Source organism: Pseudoalteromonas sp. TB41, assembly GCF_000497975.1.
Taxonomy (GTDB): Bacteria; Pseudomonadota; Gammaproteobacteria; order Enterobacterales; family Alteromonadaceae; genus Pseudoalteromonas; species Pseudoalteromonas tetraodonis.
On sequence record NZ_AUTH01000026.1, the window covers coordinates 59,879 to 82,155 of the forward strand.

A 22,277-nucleotide genomic window follows, 5' to 3' on the forward strand; every position below is an offset into this window, starting at 1 on the left:
TTTTTTAATTTTAGGCAACTATGCAACTTATTCAAATAGATAAAGCTCGTTATCGTAAACATTTAAACCGCGTTATAGTCGGTTGTGCCGCAAGCTTAGCGATTGGTAGTTTAGCTATTTCACAAACGCTTATTGCATTATTTCCCGATGAAAGTGGTAGTCATTTTCATTGGAACTTATTAGGCGTTATTGTTACTAGTATTGGTATTGGCTGGTTGTTAAATAAATACCGTACACATCCTTTTATGACCGAGGTGGTGTATGTATGGGAGCTCAAACAAGCGCTTAATAAAATTACCCGCAAGATGGCAAAGCTTAAAGCGGCGGGACGTGAAGGTAATCCTGATGCGCTATTAGCCATTCACTATAGTTATGCAGGTTCACGCTTGTTATGGCAGCTTGACGATAACACCATCACCATGGATGATTTAGCGATTAAACAAGCCGAGTTAGATAGCGTTGCGGCTAAATATAATTTAACTCTTAATGCCGATGACTACGATGACGCAATTTTAAAGCAGTTTTAATTTATAGGAATCACAATGAGCATAATTCTCTATGGTGTCCCGCTTTCTCCCTATGTACGTAAAGTGCGTGTATGTTTAGCGCATAAACAACTCGACTATAAACTCGAAATAGTCTCGCCGTTTAATCAACCTGATTGGTTTTTAGAACTGAACCCTCTAGGGCGAATTCCGGCGCTAAAAGACGACGAGTTAAGTTTGGCGGATTCTAGCGTTATCTGCCAATATCTTGATGAAAAATACCCTAATTCAGCGTCTTTAATCGGTGATACTATAGAGCAACGTGCAGCCGTTCGCTGGTTAGAAAAATACGCAGATTACGAGCTGGCTCCTTTTGCAACATTTACGGTGTTTCAGCAACGTATTATTGCCCCCACAATGCAAAAGCCAACCGATGAAGCCTTAGTGCAAAGTGCATTAAATGAAAAACTACCGCCTTTATTTGATTATTTAGAAGATTATTTAGGGGATAACGAGTTTTTTGTTGGCGAGAGCTTAACCCTTGCCGACATTGCTGTGAGCTGCCAGTTAATGAATATGGAGCATGGTGGTGAGCAACTTGATGAGTCGCGCTGGCCTAAGCTTGCTGCTTTGCATAGTCGGGTAAAACAGGGCACCGCTATGCAGAGCATGCTTGAGGGCGAGCAAAAAATATTAGCCTCATTAAAATAATGTTTATTACTGATTTTTTGCAAAAGCTTAGGAGCTATAAGTGAAAAAAGTACTGATAGTGTGTTTGGGAAATATATGTCGTTCACCTACCGCAGAGGCGGTATTAATAGCTCGCGCTAAAGAGTTAGGCATTGATTTGCTAGTGGACTCGGCTGGGACTATTGGTCATCATGAAGGTAATCCGCCAGATAAACGCTCTATGCAAGCTGGCGAGAAACGTGGTTATAGTTTTAAAGGTATTTTTTCACGCAAGGTGCGCAGTAGTGATTTTAGCGAGTTTGATTTAATTTTAGCAGCCGATAAACAAAACCTGACGGATCTAACCGCACGCTGCCCCGATCATTTGCAATATAAGTTGGCGTTATTTTTAGAGTATGGCGAGCAAGCACAAAGCGCTATTCCGGACCCTTACTATGGCGGTGATGATGGCTTTGAAAAGGTACTTGATTTAATAGAGGCCGCCAGCGATAACATTTTAGCTAAGTTAAAGTAGAATAAACTAAAAAGGCGCTTAAAGCGCCTTTGGTATGTTATTAACGGTTTACTTTAAAGTCGAGCTGTACTTTGGAAGTTGCTGCAACCGCTTTTCCATGTTCAAACTTAGGTGCATAACGCCATTGCGCTAATGCTTCTACTGCCGATTTTTCAAAGGCCACGCCACCTTCAGAACTAATTACTTGCGGATTTTTTACAAAGCCAGACTCATCTACTTCAAACTCCATAACTACACTGCCATCTTTACTAAATCGCGCCTTGTTTTTAGGGTATTTAGGGTTAACGCGGTATAGCGGCTTTTGCTCTTGGCTTTCTTTCCACGGCACCATTTTAGCAATCGCGATGCAGTGTTTGGTGGCTTCATCACTTTTGCCTTGTTTTTCATACAAGCCAATCAATCTTGAGTGTGCGGTAAGCTCGGCGTTGTGATCGTAACTTAAGCTTTCATCAAACACATTTACTACACGGTTAAGTCGTTCTATTGCTTGATCGTATCTTTTTCGACCTTCCGCAAATGACGCCATTAAAAAATCAGCTTTTATTTGTTCAACTGAGTTTTTAGGTAAGTTAGCCAGATAATACTCATCGGCTTCTTCTAGGTAGTTTTTAGCTTCTCGGTATTTTTCATAGCTGAATTTATTAGCTAGTATGGTTGCCGCTTCTAGTTTCATATCAGCCACAAACTTAGGGTTGTTTTGTGTGTTTGCGATTGCTATCACTTGCTCTAAATAATAATCCGCTTTTTGAGCAGAAGGGGCAAAACTAGCCATACCGACTAAAGCATCAATGGTTTCAGGCGATTGCTTACCATGGTTAGTAGCTAAAATAGTATAGGCTTGTTGATAGAGCGAAAAACGCTTTTCAATCCACTGTTTACCGTATCGATTAATTGATTTTGCATAGTTAATCGCTAAGTTTGCGGTGTTATCAGCATTTTCACCGTAAACAGTTTTACCTAATGTGTAAGCCTGCTCCGCGGCTTGTTGCACATTTTCTTTGGTTTTAATCGCATTTAAGTAATTTTGATACGCGTCGTTGAAAACGGCTTGAGCGTTATTTGTTTGTTCGGCAAATGACGTGGTGCTCAATACAGATAAACCTAAGCCCATCAGTAATGCAAGTTTGTTTAATTTCATAATGATCCCTATTATTTGTCGATAACAAATTAGCAAATCCTTATGTATATGTCATCACTTTAGGTAAATCAAGGTAAACGCTCGCTAGTAATATATTTGCGGTTTAAGATTGAAAATAGTCGCTATCGTCGCCATATATTTGCCATAAACAGTCTTGTACTACGGTGTATTTAACCTATTTTGTGATATTATCACTTTATCGTGTCGTAGTTTTTTAATATTTGGATTGGTCGTGGCGCAAGTAAGAGCAAGAGTCCAGCTTAATGTTGGCAAAAATAGTGATATTCCTGCAGAAATTATTTCCTTTAGTGGCTTAAAAGATGGCCAAGAGCATGTTGCGTTAGTGTTTAAAAACGCCGATACCGAGCAAGATGTTCCGCTTATTCGTATGCACTCTGAATGCTTAACCGGTGATGTGTTTCACTCGTCACGTTGTGATTGCGGTGAGCAGTTAAATGAGTGTATTGAAATGATGCACGAACAAGGCGGTATTTTACTTTATTTACGCCAAGAAGGGCGTGGTATTGGTTTATATAATAAAATTGATGCGTATGTACTGCAGTCACAAGGTATGAACACTTACGAGGCCAACAATCATTTGGGCTTTGCTGATGATTTACGTGATTTTTCGGATGCTGTATTAATGCTCAATGCGCTTAATTTAAAGCATGTAAAATTAATGACTAACAATCCTAAAAAGCTTAACGCATTAAAAGATGCTGGCATAGAGGTGGACTCTGTTGTGGGCACTCATGCACACATTAAAGCTGGGCTTTCAGGTAACAAGGCGTATTTAGAGACTAAAATTAAGCATGGCTCTCATATGCTAGATATTAAGAAAATTAAAAAACCTTAGGGTCTGTTGACCTTTCAAGGTTAAATTTGCAGCAGTCTGTTTGGTATTTAGGCAAGGCAGAGCCTATGTGGTGTGGTTATTCCCCATAAATAGGCGATAACGCAGCATCAATGCCAAACAGGCGCTGCCCGAAGGGTTCTGCCTAGGGGCGATTTACTCTTTGTTGCCTACATGGATGTAGGTAAGGGGCGTGAGCAGGACGCGGAAGCTTTGCTCGGTTTTGACTTAGCCCACTAGGTTACAAACCTCGCGCCGCGATTAAATCGCCCCTAGTTTGAACAAATTTTAATCCGTAAAGGGCAACAGACCCTAATATTAACGGCATTTATCGCCGCCACCTATGTAATACCAACCAACGCCGAGTTATACTCGGCGTGTTTTGTTTTAATTAAGAGCAAGTATGTCTACACAATTACGAATTTTTAAAGCGGATGCGGCATTAAAATGGTTTAAAGCGGGTTGGCTAATTTTTAAAACTCAGCCATTAACCTTTATCTTTATGCACTTGTTTATTGGCATTGTTGGCTTGTTGTCTTTATTTTTGCCGTTATTACAAATAGTCGCAGCATTGGCTACACCATTTTTAACCGCTGGTTTTTATCAAGCCGTGCTTACCAAGCAGCAAGGCGGAAAAATTATGTTAGCCGACATTTTGAAGCCCTTTTCAGCAAAAGGAAATCGGTTAGGCTTATTCCGCTTAGCGCTTTATCAAATGGGTGCCGGTATTTTAATTGCGCTGCTCGCCAATGGTTTATTTGCCGATGCGATGGCGGTTATGACGCAGCCTGACTTAGATCCTAATACAGCAATTAGCCAAATGCTTGAGAGTATTTCGTTTGCCAATGTGGCACTGTTTTTAATTGCGCTGTCGATATACTTTACTTCGTTTGCCTATGCGGTACCGCTGGTTTACTTTAATAAAGAACAACGTATTTTAAATGCCTTAAAAAGTTCGTTTATGGTGTTTTATTATAATATTTTACCACTGAGTGTTTATGGTATTATTTGCGCATTATTAATTGTGGTGTCGATGTTCTTATCGCTACTACCGCTGTTGATTTTAATGCCAATTTGCTACATTAGTTTCTTTGTTTCTTATCAGGCTATTTTTATGCCCGTTGTGCCACCAAGTGATGACAGTAACATTAAGCCTTTAAGTAGCGAGCAAAGCGGGCGCTTTGACGCTTAATGGATGATACGTTAAAACAAAAGTTAAAAAACTATGTGCTTTGGTTACTAGGAAGGCAAGAGTATTCGCGCCGAGAGTTAACCCAAAAGTTACAGCAAAGAGAAGCAACCGACGAGTTCATAGAAAACCTGCTTGATTGGTGCGAAAAGCACAATTTTATTAACGAGCAGCGTTACTGTGAAGGGTTTGTAAGAAAGCACATATTTAAATGCCATGGCTTAAAGCGAATTCAAAGTGAGGCCATGAGCAAAGGGATTGATAGAGCACTGCTTGAAACAGTGATTGAAGAGCTGGAAATAGATTGGTTTGAGCTCGCGCAGGAAGCGTACAACAAAAAATATTCAACGACACCGGCAAACCTCGAGTACAAAGAAAAAGCTAAGCGCGTGCGCTACTTAATGTATCGAGGATTTAGCTATGATCAAATAAATTTTGCAATGCAAGCACAGTAAATACAGGTGAGACTTTCACATGCAGCACATGACTACCGCACAAATTAGGCAACAGTTTTTAGACTTTTTTGCCAGCAAGCAACACCAAGTTGTTCCTTCTAGTTCGCTTATACCGGGTAACGATGCCACGTTGTTATTTAATAATGCCGGTATGGTGCAATTTAAAGATGTATTTTTAGGCGCTGAAAGCCGCCCTTACACACGCGCAACCAGTTCGCAGCGTTGTGTGCGTGCTGGTGGTAAACATAACGATTTAGAAAACGTAGGTTACACAGCACGTCACCATACCTTTTTTGAAATGCTAGGTAATTTCAGCTTTGGTGATTACTTTAAGCAAGATGCAATTAAATTTGCGTGGGAGTTTTTAACTGAGGTTGTAAAACTACCAAAAGAAAAGCTGTTAGTAACCATTTACCATGATGACGAAGAAGCCTTTGGCTACTGGGCTAACGATATAGGCTTACCTGAAGATCGTATTATTCGTATTGCAACGAGCGATAACTTTTGGTCTATGGGTGATACGGGTCCTTGTGGTCCATGTTCTGAAATATTTTATGATCATGGCGAGCATATTTGGGGCGGTCCTCCGGGCACACCTGAAGAAGATGGTGACCGTTTCATTGAAATTTGGAACTTAGTATTTATGCAATACAACCGTCAAAGCGACGGGACTATGGAGCCACTTCCTAAGCAATCTGTTGATACAGGTATGGGCCTTGAGCGTATTTCAGCTATTTTACAAGGTGTGCATTCAAACTACGAAATCGACTTATTCCAAGGCTTAATTGCGGCCGCTGCAAGCGTTACCAATGCACAAGATATGGATGATAAATCACTTCGCGTGGTAGCCGATCATATTCGTTCGTGTGCATTTTTAATTTCAGATGGGGTTATGCCATCAAATGAAGGCCGTGGTTATGTATTGCGTCGTATTATTCGTCGTGCAGTACGTCACGGTAATAAGTTAGGTGCTAAAGGCGCGTTTTTCTATAAATTGGTTGCTGCACTTATTGAGCAAATGGGTCAAGCGTACCCAGAGCTTGCTAAGCAACAAGAAATTATTGAAAAAGTACTACGTATTGAAGAAGAGCAGTTTGGTAAAACGCTTGAGCGTGGTTTAGCTATTTTAGAAGAAAGCTTAAGTGATTTAACCGGGGATGTGATCCCGGGTGACTTAGTATTTAAGCTTTACGATACCTATGGTTTCCCTGCTGATTTAACAGCCGATGTTGCGCGTGAGCGCCAGATGACGATTGACCATCAAGGTTTTGAAGCATGCATGGCAGTACAACGTAAAACTGCGCAACAAGCGGGTAAGTTTGGGGCTGATTACAATGACCAATTAAAATCAGACAAGCACACTGACTTTAAAGGCTACGATAGCACTCATTACAGTGGCACAGTGGTAGAAATTTTTGCTGGTGGCGAAGCTGTATCATTACTTGAAGATGGTCAACAAGGTATTATTGTTTTAGACCGTACTCCGTTTTACGCTGAATCAGGCGGCCAAATTGGTGATAGCGGAACAATCACAGTAGCCGGCGGTGAGTTTGTGGTGACTAATACCACTAAACTGGGTAATGCTTTTGCTCACCATGGAACAGTTCAAGGGCGTATTGGCGTTAACGATAAAGTGGATGCAACTATTGACGATGCGCGCCGTGACAGCATTAAGAAAAATCACACCGCTACGCATATTTTGCATGAAGCACTGCGTCAGCTTTTAGGTGAGCACGTATCGCAAAAAGGCTCACTTGTGCAGCCAGATCGTCTGCGTTTTGACTTCTCACATTTTGAAGCGGTGACCAAACAAGAACTGCGCGAAATTGAGCGCGTAGTGAATGACGAAATTCGTCGTAACTTTGCTCTTAACACTGAGCTAATGGCAATTGATGATGCTAAAGCAAAAGGTGCAATGGCACTGTTTGGCGAAAAGTACGATGACGAAGTACGCGTTGTGACTATTGGTGATTACTCAATCGAGCTTTGTGGTGGTACACACGTAGAGCGTGCGGGTGACATTGGTTTATTCAAAATTGTATCTGAAAGCGGTATTGCTGCTGGTGTTCGTCGAATTGAAGCGGTAACAGGTGCAGAGGCAATTGCTTTTGTAAGCGAGCAAGAGCAACAATTAGCTGATGTTGCAGCGCTTGTAAAAGGTGACAATGCGTCAGTGCTTGAAAAAGTAACTGCCTTGCTTGAAAAGTCGAAAGGGCTTGAAAAACAAGTTGCCCAGCTTAACGATAAACTAGCCAGTGCGGCAGGTGCATCGTTACTTGATTCAGTGGTTGAAATTAACGGGGTTAAATTGTTAGTGGCCAACGTTGAGGGCACAGAATCAAAAGCGCTTCGCGGTATGGTTGATGACCTTAAAAATAAAATTGGCTCAGGTGTTATTGCCTTAGGTGTTGCCAGCGGCGACAAAGTAAGCCTAATTGCGGGTGTAACTAAAGACTTAACTGGCAAAGTAAAAGCGGGTGAGTTAGTTAATCACATGGCAGGCCAAGTCGGTGGTAAAGGCGGCGGTCGTCCAGATATGGCGCAAGCGGGTGGTTCTGAGCCACAAAATTTAACTGCAGCACTTGATAGCGTAACAGCTTGGTTAACTGAGCGTACTTAAGCTTAAGTGGCACTTATAGTTCAAAAATTTGGCGGCACTTCGGTAGGCTCAATAGAGCGTATTGAAGCGGTCGCCGACCTTGTTGTTAAAACCAAGCAACAAGGCCACCAAGTGGTGGTGGTGCTTTCGGCAATGTCGGGAGAAACCAATCGCTTAATTAATCTTGCCAAACAAATCGACTCTCGCCCGAGTAGTCGTGAACTCGATGTATTACTGAGTACCGGTGAACAAGTCTCTATCGCTTTATTAGCGATGGCCATTATTAAACGCGGCCATTCAGCGGTAAGCTTACTAGCCGATCAAGTGAATATATTAACCGATAACATGTTCGGTAAAGCCCGTGTAGAAGAAGTTGCGGCAACGCGTTTAAAACATGAACTTGAACATAACCGTATTGCTATTATTGCCGGCTTTCAGGGGCGCGATATTGAGGGCAACGTGACCACGCTTGGCCGTGGTGGCACCGATACCTCAGCGGTTGAAATTGCTGGTGCAATAAAAGCCGATGAGTGTCAGATCTATACCGATGTTGATGGCGTATATACTACAGACCCGCGTGTGGAACCTAACGCACGACGTTTAAGTCATGTTACCTTTGCTGAAATGCTTGAGCTGGCAAGTTTAGGCGCTAAAGTGTTACATATTCGCTCTGTAGAATCTGCTGGTAAACACAATGTCCCTCTGCGGGTGTTATCTAGCTTTAAACCCGATGAAGGCACGTTAATTAGTTTTGAGGAGAGCGACGTGGCGAGTAACGTTGTGTCGGGTATTGCATTTAATCGAGATGAGTGCTTAATTAAGGTGCATGGAATGCCGCAAGGCACCAAACATCTTGCAAAAGTTTTGAAACTTTTTGCTGATAATGGCATCGAAATAGATATGATTAATCAAATTAATCATAAAGTTGAAAAAGTCGACTATGCTTTTACTGTGCATTTAAATGATTACTTAAACGCACTTGATTTGTTAACGGCTGAGCAACAGCAATTTGACGCACAGGCAATTGACGGATTGACCAATGTGGCGAAAGTGTCAGCGGTGGGTATGGGGATGAAATCTCATTCCGGGGTAGCGAGTTTATTTTTTGATTCGTTAGCACAAGAAAACATTGATGTGATGCTTGTTGCCACCTCAGAGATCAAAATTTCAGTTTTAATAGATGAAAAATACCTAGAGCTGGCTGTTCGTGCATTACATAAGACATTTTTAACAGAAAATGAATAGATTGAGAGTTTTTACTTACTTTTTAGTCTAATTTTAATTAAAATGTTTGTGCGGAATCTTATAATTTTATTGGAACATGGGAGCAAGAGAATGCTAATACTAACTCGTAGAGTAGGCGAGACCCTTATGATTGGTGACGAAGTAACCGTTACAGTTCTAGGTGTTAAAGGAAATCAAGTTCGTATCGGTGTTAACGCACCTAAAGACGTATCAGTTCATCGTGAAGAAATTTACATGCGCATACAAGCTGAAAAGTCTAACCCTAACCCGGGCAATGCTTAATCAACATAGTATAAAATGTGCTAGTTAATATAACTATGACATTTGTAAAAGCCACTCATTGAGTGGCTTTTTTGTTTATAAAATCAATCGTTTCTTCGTCGAGTATTGCCTTAGAAATGTATTGCATACCGCTTTTACTTTTTAACAATAGTCCACAATCTGTAGTAATAATTTCGTTAATGTCGTGCCAAGCTAACTGGTAATTTTTGTAATGATTGGTTGATTTTATTCCGTCTTCGTCGAAGGTGAGAGTGACTTCAGAACCAGACGCTCTGCTTAGCATTTGCCTGGTAACCCACCATGGGCGGCGATAGTAAAAGGCGATGCATTCGAGTAGGGCTAGCATCAGCAAAAATGTACCTAGGTAATGATCTCCTAAACCATAAATACCAAATAATCCCAATACAACAAGCAGTGCTAATAAAAAATATTTAGGTTGCGCGCGTTTACTATAAGGCAGCGATTGGTCGAAGCATTCATAAAAGTAAGGTTTATCGAGTTTATAGGTTGTCGTAAATACCATGCATCTATACTTAAAAGCTATTTTTTATCATTTTAGCAAGCTATGTGGTAAATGCGCAGCTTAAAAAGAATTAATAGTTCAGAGTTTATAATTAATGGGTAGCAACTTGGCGACTAATACTAAACACAAAAAAAGCGACCGAATGGTCGCTTTTTAAAAAGGGGGCTGAATTAGCAATTTGTTTCTTCAGCGTTGACACCTTCTTTTACTTCTTCACAGGCATCTTCTACTTTATTTTGAACATCTGTCACGGCCTCGTCGATGCGTTCACCGGCTTCTTCTGCATGATTGTCTTCACAACCCATAATAAATGCACTTGCGAATAGGCCAATAGCTGCTGCTTTAAGTGTTGATGATTTCATAATGTAATTCCTTGTATATAAATTTAAAAAAGTTCGTTGTTTCTTATCTACCTGGGGCTTTTACCACGTAAAGCGCCAGAGACAAGTGAAATAACCAGTAAAACTAAAAAGATAAAAAATATGATCTTAGCAATTCCTGCTGCGGCTCCTGCAATACCACCAAATCCTAAAACGGCTGCGATTAGTGCGATCACCAAAAATGTAATTGTCCAGCGTAACATTGTCATCTCCTTGATTCATCTAAGTGTTAAAGTGTTGTTTTTATATAAGCGAGTAATATGCCAATGTTTTATTTTGTTTTAAATCAATGGTTTAATTTATTTTTTGAGTTTGGCTTTATATTAGGTTGGTAATTTTTACGGTTTTATCTGTAACTTATTCACAGTGGTGTCTGATGAGATAATAAATAGTTTTTACATTCGTTATTTTGGTAAGACCAATTAACATTTGCTTTGGCAGTTTTTAGTGGATTAGCTCATTAGGTATATTTTTATGTATTTTTACAGAATATTAGGGTTTTTATATATTCTTTGTTTATAACGAACATTTTTAACATCTATATATATAGGTTAAATAAGCTATTTTAGGTGGTGTTAACCTTATTGGTGATATGTTACTTTTAGATTAATTGGTTTTACCAATTTACAATGTGTAGACAAAAGAATAGTTTTTGTTACTATTGGTGAATATTTATTTAAATAAATCGACTTTTTATGTATTCAGTTTTGAACAGGGGAGAATTATGGATATAGGGGCTTTGCTCACAACTGCAGGCAATTTAATGCTAACCGGTATGGTGGGTGTGTTTGTATTTCTTTCTTTATTGATTGGTGCAGTGACAGTTATGTCTAAGCTGGCTAGCAAATTTTCTCAGCCAGAACTTGAAGTATCACAGAGAACACCATCTTTTAAATCTCAAGGTGTGCCAAATGAGCACATCGCTGCAATTAGTGCTGCCATTGCTCAGTACAAAACAAATAATAATTAGAGGAGCATACCCATGGCTAAATTAAAAATAACAGAACTCGTACTTCGAGACGCACATCAGTCGCTTTTAGCTACCCGCATGCGATTAGACGACATGTTACCTATTGCAAAAAAAATTGATGACGCAGGTTATTGGTCTATAGAGTCTTGGGGTGGGGCTACCTTTGACTCATGTATTCGTTATTTAGGCGAAGATCCGTGGGAGCGTATTCGCGCGCTTAAAAAGGCGATGCCAAATACACCCCAGCAAATGTTACTTCGCGGTCAAAACTTATTGGGGTATCGCCATTATGCTGATGATGTTGTTGAAAAGTTTGTTGAGCGCGCACACAAAAATGGCGTAGACGTATTTCGTATTTTTGATGCCATGAATGATGTACGTAACTTAGAAACTGCCATAAAAGCGGCGGTTAAAGTAGGCGCGCATGCCCAAGGTACGATTTCTTACACGGTAAGCCCAGTACACACATTGGATATGTGGCTAACACTTGCTAAGCAGCTTGAAGAATTAGGTTGTCATTCAATTTGTATTAAAGATATGGCGGGATTGCTTAAGCCTTACGATGCAGAAAAACTGATTAAAGGCTTAAAAGAAACGGTTTCAATTCCTATTGCCATGCAATGTCATGCAACAACGGGTTTAAGTACCGCAACGTATCAAAAAGCGATTGATGCCGGTATTGATATGCTCGATACGGCTGTATCGTCTATGAGTATGACTTATGGTCATTCAGCAACTGAAACAATTGCTGCAATCGTGGAAGGTACTGAGCGTGATACTGGGCTTGATTTAAACCACCTTGAAGAAATTGCAGCTTACTTTAGAGACGTACGTAAAAAGTACGCTGCGTTTGAAGGCAGTTTAAAAGGTGTTGATGGCCGAATTTTATTAGCCCAAGTGCCAGGTGGTATGTTAACTAACATGGAAAATCAGCTTAAAGAGCAAGGCGCTGCTGATAAACTAAACGAAGTATTACTTGAAATTCCACGAGTACGTGAAGATTTAGGCTTTATTCCACTCGTTACACCTACCTCACAAATTGTTGGTACTCAAGCGGTATTAAATGTACTCACTGGTGAGCGTTATAAAACCATTACCAAAGAAACTGCTGGCGTATTAAAAGGTGAGTATGGTTCAACACCTGCACCAATGAATAAAGAGCTTCAAGAGCGTGTACTTGATGGCAGCGAAGCAATTACCTGTCGCCCTGCAGATGTGATCAAACCTGAACTTGAAACGCTTGAGGCTGAATTAAGTAAACTTGCGCAAGAGCAAGGCTTAACGCTTGCTGATGAGCAAATTGATGATGTGCTCACGTATGCCTTATTCCCACAAATTGGTTTGAAGTTTATTAAAAACCGCAATAACCCTGACGCATTTGAACCTGTTCCTAGCGCTGATGATAGCTCCAATAAAGCACCTGAAAAATCAGCGGCAAACAATAAAGGCGTTAAGGCTGAGCAATACAGCGTTAAAGTAGATGGCAAAGTATACGATGTCGTGGTTGCTCAAGGCGGTGAGCTTAAAGAGGTGACGCTAAAAGACTCTGAGCATATTCCACAGTCGGCATCAGTTGCTTCAGGTGAAACTCTTAATGCGCCACTTGCCGGTAATATCTTTAAAATTAAAGTAAAGCCAGGTCAGGTAGTAAATGAAGGTGATGTGGTGATTATTATGGAAGCCATGAAAATGGAAACCGAAGTACGCGCCATGCATACCGGTACAATTGCAGACGTGCTTGTCTCTGAAGGTGATTCAGTGTCAACCGGCGATGCAATGATTGCATTAGCTTAAGGAGTAATTAGAGGATGGATGGTATTTTAAACCTCTGGCATGCCACAGGCATTGCTAACTTTACATTTCCTGGGCTGATCATGATTGCCGTTGGTTGTTTGTTATTATTTTTAGCTATAGTTAAAAACTTTGAGCCGCTACTATTACTGCCCATTGGTTTTGGGGCTATTTTAACTAATATTCCTGTGGCGGGCTTATCTGACCCTGGTGGCTTACTTTATTATGTTTACTATGTAGGTATTGATACCGGAATTTTTCCGTTATTAATATTTATGGGAGTGGGCGCGCTCACTGACTTTAGTGCCTTAATTGCAAATCCGCGTATGTTGTTATTAGGTGCTGCGGCGCAGTTTGGTATTTTTGCTACCTTATTTGGGGCTATTTTACTTAACTTTATTCCAGGGTTTGAGTTTAGTTTACAAGATGCGTCAGCAATTGCCATTATTGGTGGCGCTGATGGGCCAACCGCTATCTTTTTAGCGTCAAAGCTGGCACCTGATTTATTAGGTGCTATAGCAGTGGCTGCGTACTCGTACATGGCGTTGGTTCCTATTATTCAGCCGCCTATCATGCGTGCGTTTACAACGCCTGAAGAACGTAAAATTCAAATGCCAGAACTGCGTAAAGTATCAAAAAAGGAAAAAATTATTTTTCCGCTGATGGTACTCACTTTAACTGCGCTCTTTTTACCAGCCGCCATTCCACTGGTTGGTATGTTTTGTTTAGGTAACTTAATGCGTGAGTCGGGTGTGGTCGATAGGCTAAGTAACAGTGCTCAAAACGAAATTATTAATATAACCACCATATTTCTAGGACTAGCGGTAGGCTCTAAGCTTGCTGCCGAGCAGTTCTTAACAGTGGAAACCATTGGTATTTTAGTGCTGGGCGCAATGGCGTTTGCTATTGGTACGGCCTCAGGTGTATTTATGGCAAAAGGCTTAAATAAAATTTCAAAAACCCCAATTAATCCATTAATTGGTGCAGCGGGTGTATCGGCTGTTCCTATGGCGGCTCGTGTAGTTAATAAAGTCGGTCTTGAAAATAACCCGCACAACTTTTTACTGATGCATGCCATGGGGCCTAATGTAGCTGGCGTACTGGGAAGTGCTGTTGCTGCAGGTATTTTATTAGCACTTGTTGGCTAGTAATATTTAATCCAACCATTAGCGCAGTTTACTGCGCTTTTTTTTGCCTAAAATTTAATGTTTTAGATTAAGCGGTTTCTTGTATAGGGTTTTTTGTTTAAAGTAATCACTCTTCATTTTTTAAAAGGGCTGTCAAATGTTACACACTCCGCTGGCAAAATATTTACCCAAGGTTAGTAAGCTTGTATTTGGTTGTATGGGTTTAGGAGGTGCTTGGAATAAAGACGCCATCAACAGTGGGCACTTAAAGCAAGCTCATTCATGCATAGACGCAGCATTTGAAAGCGGGATTAACTTTTTTGATCACGCTGATATTTATACCTTAGGCAAAGCTGAGCACGTTTTTGGTAAAGCGTTGGCTGAGCGTCCTGAGCTCAGAGAACAAATGTATATTCAGTCTAAGTGTGGTATTCGCTTTGCTGATGAGAAAAACCCGCAGCGTTATGATTTTTCTGCTGATTGGATTGAGCGTTCTGTTGAGGGCTCACTTAAACGATTAAATACCGACTACTTAGATGTGCTTATGTTGCATCGCCCCGATCCATTAATGGAGGTGGAGGAAGTTGCGCAAATATTTAGCTGTTTAAAAGAAAGTGGCAAAGTGCGTCATTTTGCAGTTTCTAATATGTCTCAACATCAAATAAGGTTTTTGCAGCGCGCTTTAGATATGCCAATTGTGGCAAATCAAATAGAGGCCAGTTTACAAAAACATCAGTGGGTTGATGAGGGCATTTATGTAGGTAATGCCGATGGTAAAGATATTAACTTTACCCCAGGGTGTGTTGAGTATTGTCGTGAGCATGACATTCAAATTCAGAGTTGGGGCAGTTTGTGCCAAGGTTTATACTCAGGCGGTGACCTATCAAAAGCGTCACAAGCGGATGTAAACACGAGTATTTTAGTTAGTAAGCTTGCCGTTTTATATGGCACAAGTGCAGAAGCTATTGTATTGGCATGGCTACTTCGCCATCCTGCATCGATTCAGCCAATTATAGGCACAACTAATGTAGATCGTATTAAGGCATCGAGTGATGCAATTAATATTAACTTAAGTCGAGAGCATTGGTATGAGTTATATATTAGCGCGAAAGGCTGCGCTTTGCCGTAAGTTAATACCCGTTTCAATATTATTTAAACGAATTGGTATAATACAAAGGTGTTGATATGAATATATTTGTCATTTTAATTAGCTTAGTGATTGCTTTGGTGATCATTATTCCTTTGCTAGAAAAGTACCAAAGTAAAATGGGGCTAGAGGGTGCTACCAAATACAGCAAGTATATTTGGCCATTAGTCATGATATCTTTGGTTGTGCAGCTAATTTATGTACTTGTAAATTAAGATTGAAACTTAAATATCACACACAAAAAAGCCTTTGCGGGTAACCCCAACAAAGGCTTTTTTATTTAATCAGTGAAGTGGTTATCTAAGTGCTAGTTGTAGCTCACGATTACGCTCTAGTTGCGCGATAAAGTTATCAGCAATAGGCTTAAATTTAGCAAGCTCTGAACGAGGTAATGGTTCAGACTTAGGTAGTTTTACGGTTTTAGGGTTACGGTGAACGCCGTTAACCAAAAACTCATAATGTAAATGCGCACCGGTTACACGACCAGTTGAGCCAACAGTACCTATTTTTTCTCCCTGTTTTACCTTTTGCCCTGTTCTGACTAAGCGCTTGTTAAGGTGTAAGTACTTAGTAACATATTGAGTACCATGGCTAATAAATACGTAATTACCATTATATTTGCTATAGCCTGCTTTAATTACTTTACCATTACCCGATGATACAACTGGCGTGCCTGTGCGTGCAGCGTAATCAATGCCGCGATGTGCTTTCACTTGTCCTGTAACAGGGTGTAGGCGGCGAGGGTTAAAGCTTGAACTAATATATTTGAAATTAACAGGCGCACGCAAAAAGGCTTTTTTCATACTACGGCCTTCAGGGGTGTAAAAGTTACCGTCTGTGTGACGAATAGCGGTGTAACGCTCACCTTGGTTTATAAATTCAGCGGCAATAATTTTACCGGTGCCAATAAACTCACCGTCAACAAAATGAGACTCATAAATTAAGCCAAATTCATCACCCTTGCGAATGTCGTTAGCAAAATCGACGTCCCAACCAAATATATCGGCAAAGTTCATGATTTGGCGTTCACTTAAACCTGCTGCAATTGCAGAGGTCCAAAAGCTACTTGAAATTTCCCCACCGGCTGTTTTGCTCAGTGTTTCTATTTCTTTGCTGTCAATTGAGGTGTCGTATTGGCCTTCGTCATTAAGTGTGACGAATAGCGTATCCGTTTTAGAAATAACGTAGCGTAATTGAGCTAATGAACCGTCTTCGGCGGTAGCAAAGCTTAACGTTTCACCTGGGTGAATTTTAGTTAGCTTACGTGTTTCAGCGTTGGTGTTTACAAGTTTATGCAGCGTTTGCGCAGAAAAACCGGCACGCTTAAAAATAATCGCTAAGTTGTCACCATTTTTAACTTGGTGATCGACAAAATCATATTCTGGAAGTTTTTGTGCTGCCTGCTCTGAATTAAGGTCAGTGAGTTTTTCGTTCTCACCTACTTTAATTTGTAATTCATAGCGCTTACCAATTTCTAGTGTGTTTTCACTATTGTCTTTGGATGCAGTGGCTTTTTCAGAAGGAAGAAAGGCTAAGGCAACAATAGCAGAAACCAAACCTAGAATAAGCATTTTGTGTTTTTTGGGGAGCGTGTTAACCACGTGAACCATAACGTGCCTTTTTCTGCTGTCAAGATAATAAATAGGTTATATTGCAGGATATAACGAATAATCTGTGAATACTAGTATTTTGTAGATTTAAACTCGAGTTAAATTAGGCTAAAATCATAGGGTATTCAGGCTGTTTGTGTTTAAAGTTGAACTGTTACACTATTTTATATTCTTGGATACTTTGCTTTTTCATCATAATGTTAAATTAGCTTATAAAACGGTTTAATTACGAGAAGTGATTAATTTGTAAACTGTTTTTAGTTTGTGATAAACACTTTTGGCGTATTATTAATCGCTCGTTTATATCCCCTTTTAGAACGTACACCCTGCATTTTAGTTGGTGCTGCGATTAGTTAAAAAAGTTGTTCTAATTAGGTGGAAATTTGTTATGTTAGCTAAATAGTTTTATTTGCTTTGTGATAACGCGCTAGCAATAAACCGTGAGCATATTACACCCCCTTCGTTGTCAGAATTTTTTGGAGTAACACACAGTGGATTTACAAACCGCTCTAGCAGAGATAAAACGCGGTGCAGAAGAGATATTAATTGAAGATGAGTTGGTTGAAAAATTAAAGTCGGGGAAAAAGCTAAAAATTAAAGCTGGTTTTGATCCTACGGCTCCAGATTTACACCTAGGTCACACTGTACTCATTAATAAAATGAAAACCTTTCAAGATTTAGGTCATGAGGTTATTTTTTTAATTGGTGATTTTACCGGTATGATTGGCGATCCAACGGGCAAAAATGTGACCCGTAAACCACTTACACGTGATGACGTGCTTGCCAACGCCGAAACCTATAAAGAGCAGGTGTTCAAAATTTTAGACCCGGCTAAAACAACCGTCGCTTTTAACTCTACATGGATGGAGAAATTAGGCGCTGCGGGGATGATAAAATTAGCCGCGCGTCAAACTGTGGCGCGTATGCTTGAGCGTGATGATTTTAAAAAGCGCTATGCTGGCGGTCAATCGATTGCGATTCATGAGTTTTTGTATCCACTGGTGCAAGGCTGGGATTCAGTCGCATTAGAGTCAGATGTTGAGCTAGGCGGCACCGATCAGCGTTTTAACCTATTAATGGGTCGTGAGCTGCAAAAAGATGAAGGTCAAAAACCACAAACAGTATTAATGATGCCTTTACTTGAGGGAACTGACGGCGTTCAGAAAATGTCGAAGTCACTCGGTAATTATATTGGTATTACTGATACGCCTTCAGATATGTTCGGTAAAATCATGTCAATTAGTGACGTACTTATGTGGCGTTACTACGATTTGTTAAGTAGCCTTTCTATCGAGCAAATTGCAGCGCAAAAACAGCGTGTAGAGCAGGGTACTAACCCGCGCGATATTAAAATTGAATTAGCTAAAGAGCTAATTGCGCGTTTTCACAGTGAAGCTGATGCGCAAGCTGCTCATGATGACTTCATCCAGCGTTTTCAGAAAAAAGCCTTGCCAGATGAAATCCCTGAGCTGACAGTTAATATTGATGAAGAGTCAATTTTAATCGCTAACTTACTTAAAGAAGCGGGCTTAGTGGCGAGTACCTCAGAAGCCATGAGGATGATCAAACAAGGTGCTGTAAAGCTAAACGGCGAAGACAAAATTACAGATACCAAATTGGAAATTGTAAAAGGCACAACGGCTATTTACCAAGTAGGTAAACGCAAATTTGCAAATATCACCGTAGCTTAAAACTGCGGACATTATAAAAACCAGCTACGGCTGGTTTTTTTATGCGAACTTAAAAACGAGAACAGCCTTAATAATTTCAACGCTAATAATAATCAGAAGCCAAAAAAAGCGAGTTTGGTTAAGTGTATTGAGTAGTTGTGGTATGTCATCGGCGTTGGGAAGACGCTCTACACCGACACGCATTTTATTAAAACGCTGTGTATTATAAATAGCAGGCCCACCAAGTTGTACCCCCAAAGATGCAGAGCACACACTAAGTAACCAGCCTGTATTGGTTTGATAGAAGTGTCGGCCATAATGCTTAATATAATGCATGCTTTTTTTACTGGCCTTTAGTGAGGCAATTGTCAGCGCGAGTAAACGTATGGGAATGTACTCAACAATAAAAAGAACCAGTTTAAGCGGCATCAAAAAAGAGCTGTTTGGGGCTATATCACTTCGCCACGCCTGTTGAATTAAAGTGATTAAACGATAGGCGAGAGCGGCGACGGGGCCCAATACTAAAAATATGAAAATTACCACAAAGTAATGACGCGCCGTTCTAAGTATGACACTTTCCATAATGGCTTTAATGATCCCGGGGCTTGAAAGTGCATTAACTTCACGGGCTACTAGTGGCTTTAATAATTCGCGTGCTGTCGATTTTTGATTTTTTTTGACTAGCCTAGCTATGCGTATCGCTTTTTTATTCAGGCTACTGTTTTCTAGGCATAAATATAAAATAAGACCTGATAACAGCTCGGGGTAAAAGGCAAGCTGAAGCAGTAAAACTACAATAATAAGCACAGTACTAAGTATAAGCGTACTTGCCATTGAGGCTGCTAAATAATGATATTGCTTGGTGTCTGTTTTTTTATAAATACGCTGGCTTATAGCGCTAAAAATAGCAGAGAGTATGTGGTTAGGGTGATACCAACTTACTAAAGGTAAAAAGCGCTCAGCAAGGAGCGCACAAATAAATACAATAAAGTCCAAATGATTTTGAACAATATTATTGAGCATTTACAGCGTAACCGCCGTTAATTTCTCAAGTAAAGCTACGACCATTTTTGATGAATTTATAGAGGCTGTTTCTAAGTATTCTTCAAATGATTGCGGCGACTCTTTGCCTGCAATATCAGACATTGAGCGAATAACAACAAATGGTGTATTAAGTGCAAAACACGTTTGCGCAATTGATGCACCTTCCATCTCTACTGCTAGCATTGTAGGGAAGTCACTGCGTGCTTTTTCAATACGAACAGGGTCGCACATAAACGAGTCGCCAGTGCAAATTAAACCAACAAGGGTTTTTACTTCACTAATTTGTGCAATTGTTTGCTCGGCTGCTTCTACAAGTTTAGGGTGAGCAGTAAAACCTGCTGGCATTTGTGGTACTTGGCCAATTTCGTAACCAAACGCTGTTACATCAACATCGTGATGACGTACTTCAGATGAAATTACTACATCGCCAACGTTTAGTGATGGGTCGAATCCACCGGCAGAGCCAGTGTTAATAACACAATCTGGATTGAAGTTATCGATAAGTAATGTGGTTGCGATTGTCGAAGCGACTTTACCTATACCTGATTGCACTAAAGTGACGGTATTGCCTGCAAGCTCGCCTGTGTAAAAAGTAAAACCAGCCTTGGTTAAAACTTGTGGATTTTGCATCGCCTCGCGCAAAATTTTAACTTCTGGCTCCATTGCGCCAATAATACCAACATTCATAGTGTTAAATTCCTGAGTTTGAATACGGTGATTATACTGCAAAAAATAACGTGGGGTAAAACAAACAAAAATGCGAGCTTAAAAAGCCCGCACTTTATAAACTTATTGATTATATTTCAGCAAGGGCTGTTGATTGTGCCTTTGCTTGAGAAGGAGACAATACCGCAGGTTTATGAACTCTAGCACGCGTAGGTCGTGATGGTTTAGATGCCGCTGGCTTACCTAATTTAAACATAATTGCATCGCGTACTTCGCTTGGGCGGTAGCCTGCCTTCACTTTCATACGAATATGTGGAATACCTGCGGCTTCCAATGCGCCATTAACAAACCAGTCGCGCTGTGCTTTGTGGCCATCTTTATTGGCGTTATTAACTAAGTCAACCGCAGCCACTATGGTCATTTTTTCTTTATCTACTAAAACAAAGTCGAGCTGCTTATTTTTTGCTTTAGCCATTGCCGCACGTTTAGATTTAACAGACAGGCCTTGTTTACAGTCAATCACATCGATTAGTTTAACGCGACTAACAATTTTATATTGATCGCCAACAGCGCGCTCTAATAAATTCAGAAACGCCCCTTCTACTTGGGTAAATACACTTTGCTTACGAGTAAAAGGATAAGGGTTTCCGCCGTCATCATTAAATTTTGACGCAACGACAGATGCCCCAATAACTAGCACTAATATTAATAATAAAGCGAATTCCATACGGTAACTCCATAACAACAAATTGACACTGCTTTTCTAAAGCAATTTATGTGCCCAAATAGTTGTTATGGTTGTTTTATTAACGAATGGGGATGAGCACTATTATGCTTTATAGCCGCCTTCAATACCTTTTACGGCAATCGCAACTGCATCATGAGCATGTAAAGACTCATAATGGTTAATTTGCAGGAAGTAATCGCTAAACTCTTTTGACTCTAACGTCGTTTTAATTTTTCGTGCTGCGTCTTCACAAAACATTAAATTTTGACCGTTTAAGCGAGCAAACTCTTGTTCGTCTTCACGTTTTACCGCAGCTTGTACTGGTGTTTTTAGCTCATCTTCTAGTAAGTTTATTAAGTTAACCACATCAAACTGTTTAATGTTATTTGCTAATTTAACTTTAACATTAGCAATTGAACGCTGTGAATGCGGGGTTGCTACAATGCCTTGAGTTGTTCCAAGCCACTCTAAAACTTCTGATTGAGTGAGTGTTTCTTGAGAAAACTTTTCGCTGAATGCGTTTTGAATTAATTGGCGAGCCAGTGCTGCAGAGCAGGGGCAAGTTGATGAATAAGTCACATCAACGCTGAGCTCAAAACTAATAACGCCTTGATTTATAGTGCTGGTAAGTACAATGGGATAGCTTTTCCAACCTGCTTTACCACTAAGTAATGACTTACGGCGTAGCGGCAATTCAAATTTAAATTCAATGTGTGCTTTATCACTTAAGCCTTCATGACTGGTGATAAAGGTATCTAAGGCTTGTGCTAAGGTTTGTGGATTGACCTGTTGCTCAGTTGAGAGGTGATCCAACGCTAAAAATAGTCGCGACATATGAATGCCTTTAGCATCTTCTTTGTGTAAATTAACAAAGGCGCGTGCTTTTGCATTAACGGTAACTGGAGCTAAATCAAGAGATTCAAAAATAAAAGGCAGCTCTATATCGCCCATACCTACCCAGTCTAATTTACCTGTTTGTAATGCGGCAGCCGTGTTAGCAATATCTGGCATAGTTTTTTGCATGATACGTTACTCGTTATTTGCAATATTTAAAACGCCGCATTTTACACTAAATAAAGATTTGCTGAAATGCAGCAAATAACACCAAACATGAAATTTTATTGTTTTTGTCGCACAACATGAAAATAGCTGATAGAAAATGCTAAAATTAG

General features: G+C 40.2%; 24 protein-coding genes. 15 read left to right on the plus strand and 9 right to left on the minus strand.

Going from position 1 to position 22,277, the window contains the following annotated elements; genetic code table 11:
* Positions 1-20 precede the first annotated feature (20 nt).
* The 3 genes from L641_RS0104395 to L641_RS0104405 are packed head-to-tail and all read left to right on the plus strand — an operon-like array spanning position 21 to position 1,689.
* The gene (locus tag L641_RS0104395) at positions 21-527 is read left to right on the plus strand and encodes a DUF3087 domain-containing protein (RefSeq protein WP_008115114.1); all 507 of its coding nucleotides are present in this window, start codon (positions 21-23) and stop codon (positions 525-527) included.
* A 15-nt stretch (positions 528-542) separates the two neighbouring features.
* A complete protein-coding gene (locus L641_RS0104400; protein WP_024601250.1) occupies positions 543-1,196 on the plus strand; it encodes a glutathione S-transferase family protein in 654 nt (217 codons plus the stop codon).
* A gap of 40 nt (positions 1,197-1,236) precedes the next feature.
* On the plus strand, positions 1,237-1,689 hold the full coding sequence (locus tag L641_RS0104405; RefSeq protein WP_024601251.1) for a low molecular weight protein-tyrosine-phosphatase: 453 nt from the start codon (positions 1,237-1,239) through the stop codon (positions 1,687-1,689).
* Between the two features lie 40 nt (positions 1,690-1,729).
* On the opposite strand, the gene L641_RS0104410 is transcribed toward L641_RS0104405, so the two are convergent.
* Complete coding sequence (locus L641_RS0104410) at positions 1,730-2,827, minus strand: TonB family protein (protein ID WP_024601252.1); 1,098 nt, start codon at positions 2,825-2,827, stop codon at positions 1,730-1,732.
* 232 nt (positions 2,828-3,059) lie between these two features.
* On the opposite strand from L641_RS0104410, the gene ribA reads away from it, so the two are divergent.
* The 6 genes from ribA (at position 3,060) to csrA (ending at position 9,450) form a co-directional block, all read left to right on the plus strand.
* Positions 3,060-3,683 (plus strand): GTP cyclohydrolase II, encoded by a 624-nt coding sequence (ribA, locus tag L641_RS0104415; protein ID WP_008465954.1) that lies wholly within the window; start codon positions 3,060-3,062, stop codon positions 3,681-3,683.
* Between the two features lie 400 nt (positions 3,684-4,083).
* Positions 4,084-4,872: a BPSS1780 family membrane protein gene (locus L641_RS0104420; protein ID WP_008465956.1), complete on the plus strand. Its 789-nt coding sequence runs from the start codon at positions 4,084-4,086 to the stop codon at positions 4,870-4,872.
* Positions 4,872-5,324 carry a regulatory protein RecX gene (locus L641_RS0104425; protein WP_024601253.1) on the plus strand — a complete coding sequence of 151 codons (453 nt, stop codon included), beginning with the start codon at positions 4,872-4,874 and terminating at the stop codon, positions 5,322-5,324. The genes L641_RS0104420 and L641_RS0104425 overlap by 1 nt, the downstream gene beginning before the upstream one ends.
* A gap of 19 nt (positions 5,325-5,343) precedes the next feature.
* Positions 5,344-7,944, plus strand: a complete 2,601-nt coding sequence (gene alaS / locus L641_RS0104430; protein WP_024601254.1) for an alanine--tRNA ligase — start codon at positions 5,344-5,346, stop codon at positions 7,942-7,944.
* Between the two features lie 6 nt (positions 7,945-7,950).
* Positions 7,951-9,168: an aspartate kinase gene (locus L641_RS0104435; RefSeq protein ID WP_024601255.1), complete on the plus strand. Its 1,218-nt coding sequence runs from the start codon at positions 7,951-7,953 to the stop codon at positions 9,166-9,168.
* A gap of 90 nt (positions 9,169-9,258) precedes the next feature.
* Positions 9,259-9,450, plus strand: a complete 192-nt coding sequence (gene csrA, locus L641_RS0104440; RefSeq protein WP_004587515.1) for a carbon storage regulator CsrA — start codon at positions 9,259-9,261, stop codon at positions 9,448-9,450.
* 55 nt (positions 9,451-9,505) lie between these two features.
* Here the strand turns inward: csrA and L641_RS0104445 are convergent, their stop codons facing one another.
* From L641_RS0104445 to L641_RS22810, 3 genes are all read right to left on the minus strand, one after another.
* Positions 9,506-9,973: a YcxB family protein gene (locus tag L641_RS0104445; protein ID WP_008115132.1), complete on the minus strand. Its 468-nt coding sequence runs from the start codon at positions 9,971-9,973 to the stop codon at positions 9,506-9,508.
* Positions 9,974-10,143: 170 nt separating this feature from the next.
* A complete protein-coding gene (locus L641_RS0104450) occupies positions 10,144-10,335 on the minus strand; it encodes a hypothetical protein (protein ID WP_013464127.1) in 192 nt (63 codons plus the stop codon).
* A gap of 47 nt (positions 10,336-10,382) precedes the next feature.
* Entirely contained in the window at positions 10,383-10,556 is a 174-nt protein-coding gene (locus L641_RS22810; RefSeq protein ID WP_002961939.1) for a DUF1328 family protein, read from the minus strand.
* A 521-nt stretch (positions 10,557-11,077) separates the two neighbouring features.
* On the opposite strand from L641_RS22810, the gene L641_RS0104460 reads away from it, so the two are divergent.
* The 5 genes from L641_RS0104460 (at position 11,078) to L641_RS23350 (ending at position 15,603) form a co-directional block, all read left to right on the plus strand.
* The gene (locus L641_RS0104460) at positions 11,078-11,323 is read left to right on the plus strand and encodes an OadG family transporter subunit (RefSeq protein WP_013464128.1); all 246 of its coding nucleotides are present in this window, start codon (positions 11,078-11,080) and stop codon (positions 11,321-11,323) included.
* 12 nt (positions 11,324-11,335) lie between these two features.
* Positions 11,336-13,117, plus strand: coding sequence for a sodium-extruding oxaloacetate decarboxylase subunit alpha (gene oadA, locus L641_RS0104465; RefSeq protein WP_016900617.1), 1,782 nt, complete (start codon positions 11,336-11,338; stop codon positions 13,115-13,117).
* A gap of 14 nt (positions 13,118-13,131) precedes the next feature.
* The gene (locus tag L641_RS0104470) at positions 13,132-14,262 is read left to right on the plus strand and encodes a sodium ion-translocating decarboxylase subunit beta (protein ID WP_013464130.1); all 1,131 of its coding nucleotides are present in this window, start codon (positions 13,132-13,134) and stop codon (positions 14,260-14,262) included.
* A 136-nt stretch (positions 14,263-14,398) separates the two neighbouring features.
* Entirely contained in the window at positions 14,399-15,370 is a 972-nt protein-coding gene (locus L641_RS0104475; protein ID WP_016900618.1) for an aldo/keto reductase, read from the plus strand.
* A 56-nt stretch (positions 15,371-15,426) separates the two neighbouring features.
* Entirely contained in the window at positions 15,427-15,603 is a 177-nt protein-coding gene (locus L641_RS23350; RefSeq protein WP_013464132.1) for a hypothetical protein, read from the plus strand.
* An 81-nt stretch (positions 15,604-15,684) separates the two neighbouring features.
* Here the strand turns inward: L641_RS23350 and L641_RS0104485 are convergent, their stop codons facing one another.
* Positions 15,685-16,998 (minus strand): peptidoglycan DD-metalloendopeptidase family protein, encoded by a 1,314-nt coding sequence (locus L641_RS0104485; protein WP_013464133.1) that lies wholly within the window; start codon positions 16,996-16,998, stop codon positions 15,685-15,687.
* Positions 16,999-17,489: 491 nt separating this feature from the next.
* On the opposite strand from L641_RS0104485, the gene tyrS reads away from it, so the two are divergent.
* Positions 17,490-18,689: a tyrosine--tRNA ligase gene (gene tyrS / locus L641_RS0104490; protein ID WP_013464134.1), complete on the plus strand. Its 1,200-nt coding sequence runs from the start codon at positions 17,490-17,492 to the stop codon at positions 18,687-18,689.
* A 39-nt stretch (positions 18,690-18,728) separates the two neighbouring features.
* Here the strand turns inward: tyrS and L641_RS0104495 are convergent, their stop codons facing one another.
* The 4 genes from L641_RS0104495 to folE2 all read right to left on the minus strand — a co-directional run bounded on the left by L641_RS0104495 (position 18,729) and on the right by folE2 (position 22,128).
* On the minus strand, positions 18,729-19,691 hold the full coding sequence (locus L641_RS0104495) for a cobalamin biosynthesis protein (protein WP_024601256.1): 963 nt from the start codon (positions 19,689-19,691) through the stop codon (positions 18,729-18,731).
* A complete protein-coding gene (gene mtnN / locus L641_RS0104500) occupies positions 19,692-20,399 on the minus strand; it encodes a 5'-methylthioadenosine/S-adenosylhomocysteine nucleosidase (protein ID WP_016900621.1) in 708 nt (235 codons plus the stop codon). It abuts the gene before it with no gap.
* Between the two features lie 109 nt (positions 20,400-20,508).
* On the minus strand, positions 20,509-21,105 hold the full coding sequence (locus L641_RS0104505) for a DUF2726 domain-containing protein (RefSeq protein ID WP_024601257.1): 597 nt from the start codon (positions 21,103-21,105) through the stop codon (positions 20,509-20,511).
* A 102-nt stretch (positions 21,106-21,207) separates the two neighbouring features.
* The gene (gene folE2, locus L641_RS0104510) at positions 21,208-22,128 is read right to left on the minus strand and encodes a GTP cyclohydrolase FolE2 (RefSeq protein ID WP_024601258.1); all 921 of its coding nucleotides are present in this window, start codon (positions 22,126-22,128) and stop codon (positions 21,208-21,210) included.
* Positions 22,129-22,277 lie beyond the last annotated feature (149 nt).

What these genes read in the sequence shown, in the direction of transcription:
- csrA (WP_004587515.1), top strand. Translation starts at nt 9,259, where the DNA reads ATGCTAATACTAACTCGTAGAGTAGGCGAGACCCTTATGATTGGTGAC.
- L641_RS0104410 (WP_024601252.1), bottom strand. Translation starts at nt 2,827, where the DNA reads ATGAAATTAAACAAACTTGCATTACTGATGGGCTTAGGTTTATCTGTA.
- L641_RS0104460 (WP_013464128.1), top strand. Translation starts at nt 11,078, where the DNA reads ATGGATATAGGGGCTTTGCTCACAACTGCAGGCAATTTAATGCTAACC.
- folE2 (WP_024601258.1), bottom strand. Translation starts at nt 22,128, where the DNA reads ATGCAAAAAACTATGCCAGATATTGCTAACACGGCTGCCGCATTACAA.
- L641_RS0104400 (WP_024601250.1), top strand. Translation starts at nt 543, where the DNA reads ATGAGCATAATTCTCTATGGTGTCCCGCTTTCTCCCTATGTACGTAAA.
- L641_RS0104475 (WP_016900618.1), top strand. Translation starts at nt 14,399, where the DNA reads ATGTTACACACTCCGCTGGCAAAATATTTACCCAAGGTTAGTAAGCTT.
- oadA (WP_016900617.1), top strand. Translation starts at nt 11,336, where the DNA reads ATGGCTAAATTAAAAATAACAGAACTCGTACTTCGAGACGCACATCAG.
- L641_RS0104495 (WP_024601256.1), bottom strand. Translation starts at nt 19,691, where the DNA reads ATGCTCAATAATATTGTTCAAAATCATTTGGACTTTATTGTATTTATT.
- L641_RS0104505 (WP_024601257.1), bottom strand. Translation starts at nt 21,105, where the DNA reads ATGGAATTCGCTTTATTATTAATATTAGTGCTAGTTATTGGGGCATCT.
- L641_RS0104445 (WP_008115132.1), bottom strand. Translation starts at nt 9,973, where the DNA reads ATGGTATTTACGACAACCTATAAACTCGATAAACCTTACTTTTATGAA.
- L641_RS0104395 (WP_008115114.1), top strand. Translation starts at nt 21, where the DNA reads ATGCAACTTATTCAAATAGATAAAGCTCGTTATCGTAAACATTTAAAC.
- alaS (WP_024601254.1), top strand. Translation starts at nt 5,344, where the DNA reads ATGCAGCACATGACTACCGCACAAATTAGGCAACAGTTTTTAGACTTT.
- L641_RS23350 (WP_013464132.1), top strand. Translation starts at nt 15,427, where the DNA reads ATGAATATATTTGTCATTTTAATTAGCTTAGTGATTGCTTTGGTGATC.
- L641_RS0104470 (WP_013464130.1), top strand. Translation starts at nt 13,132, where the DNA reads ATGGATGGTATTTTAAACCTCTGGCATGCCACAGGCATTGCTAACTTT.
- mtnN (WP_016900621.1), bottom strand. Translation starts at nt 20,399, where the DNA reads ATGAATGTTGGTATTATTGGCGCAATGGAGCCAGAAGTTAAAATTTTG.
- L641_RS0104420 (WP_008465956.1), top strand. Translation starts at nt 4,084, where the DNA reads ATGTCTACACAATTACGAATTTTTAAAGCGGATGCGGCATTAAAATGG.
- L641_RS0104450 (WP_013464127.1), bottom strand. Translation starts at nt 10,335, where the DNA reads ATGAAATCATCAACACTTAAAGCAGCAGCTATTGGCCTATTCGCAAGT.
- L641_RS22810 (WP_002961939.1), bottom strand. Translation starts at nt 10,556, where the DNA reads ATGTTACGCTGGACAATTACATTTTTGGTGATCGCACTAATCGCAGCC.
- L641_RS0104425 (WP_024601253.1), top strand. Translation starts at nt 4,872, where the DNA reads ATGGATGATACGTTAAAACAAAAGTTAAAAAACTATGTGCTTTGGTTA.
- L641_RS0104485 (WP_013464133.1), bottom strand. Translation starts at nt 16,998, where the DNA reads ATGGTTCACGTGGTTAACACGCTCCCCAAAAAACACAAAATGCTTATT.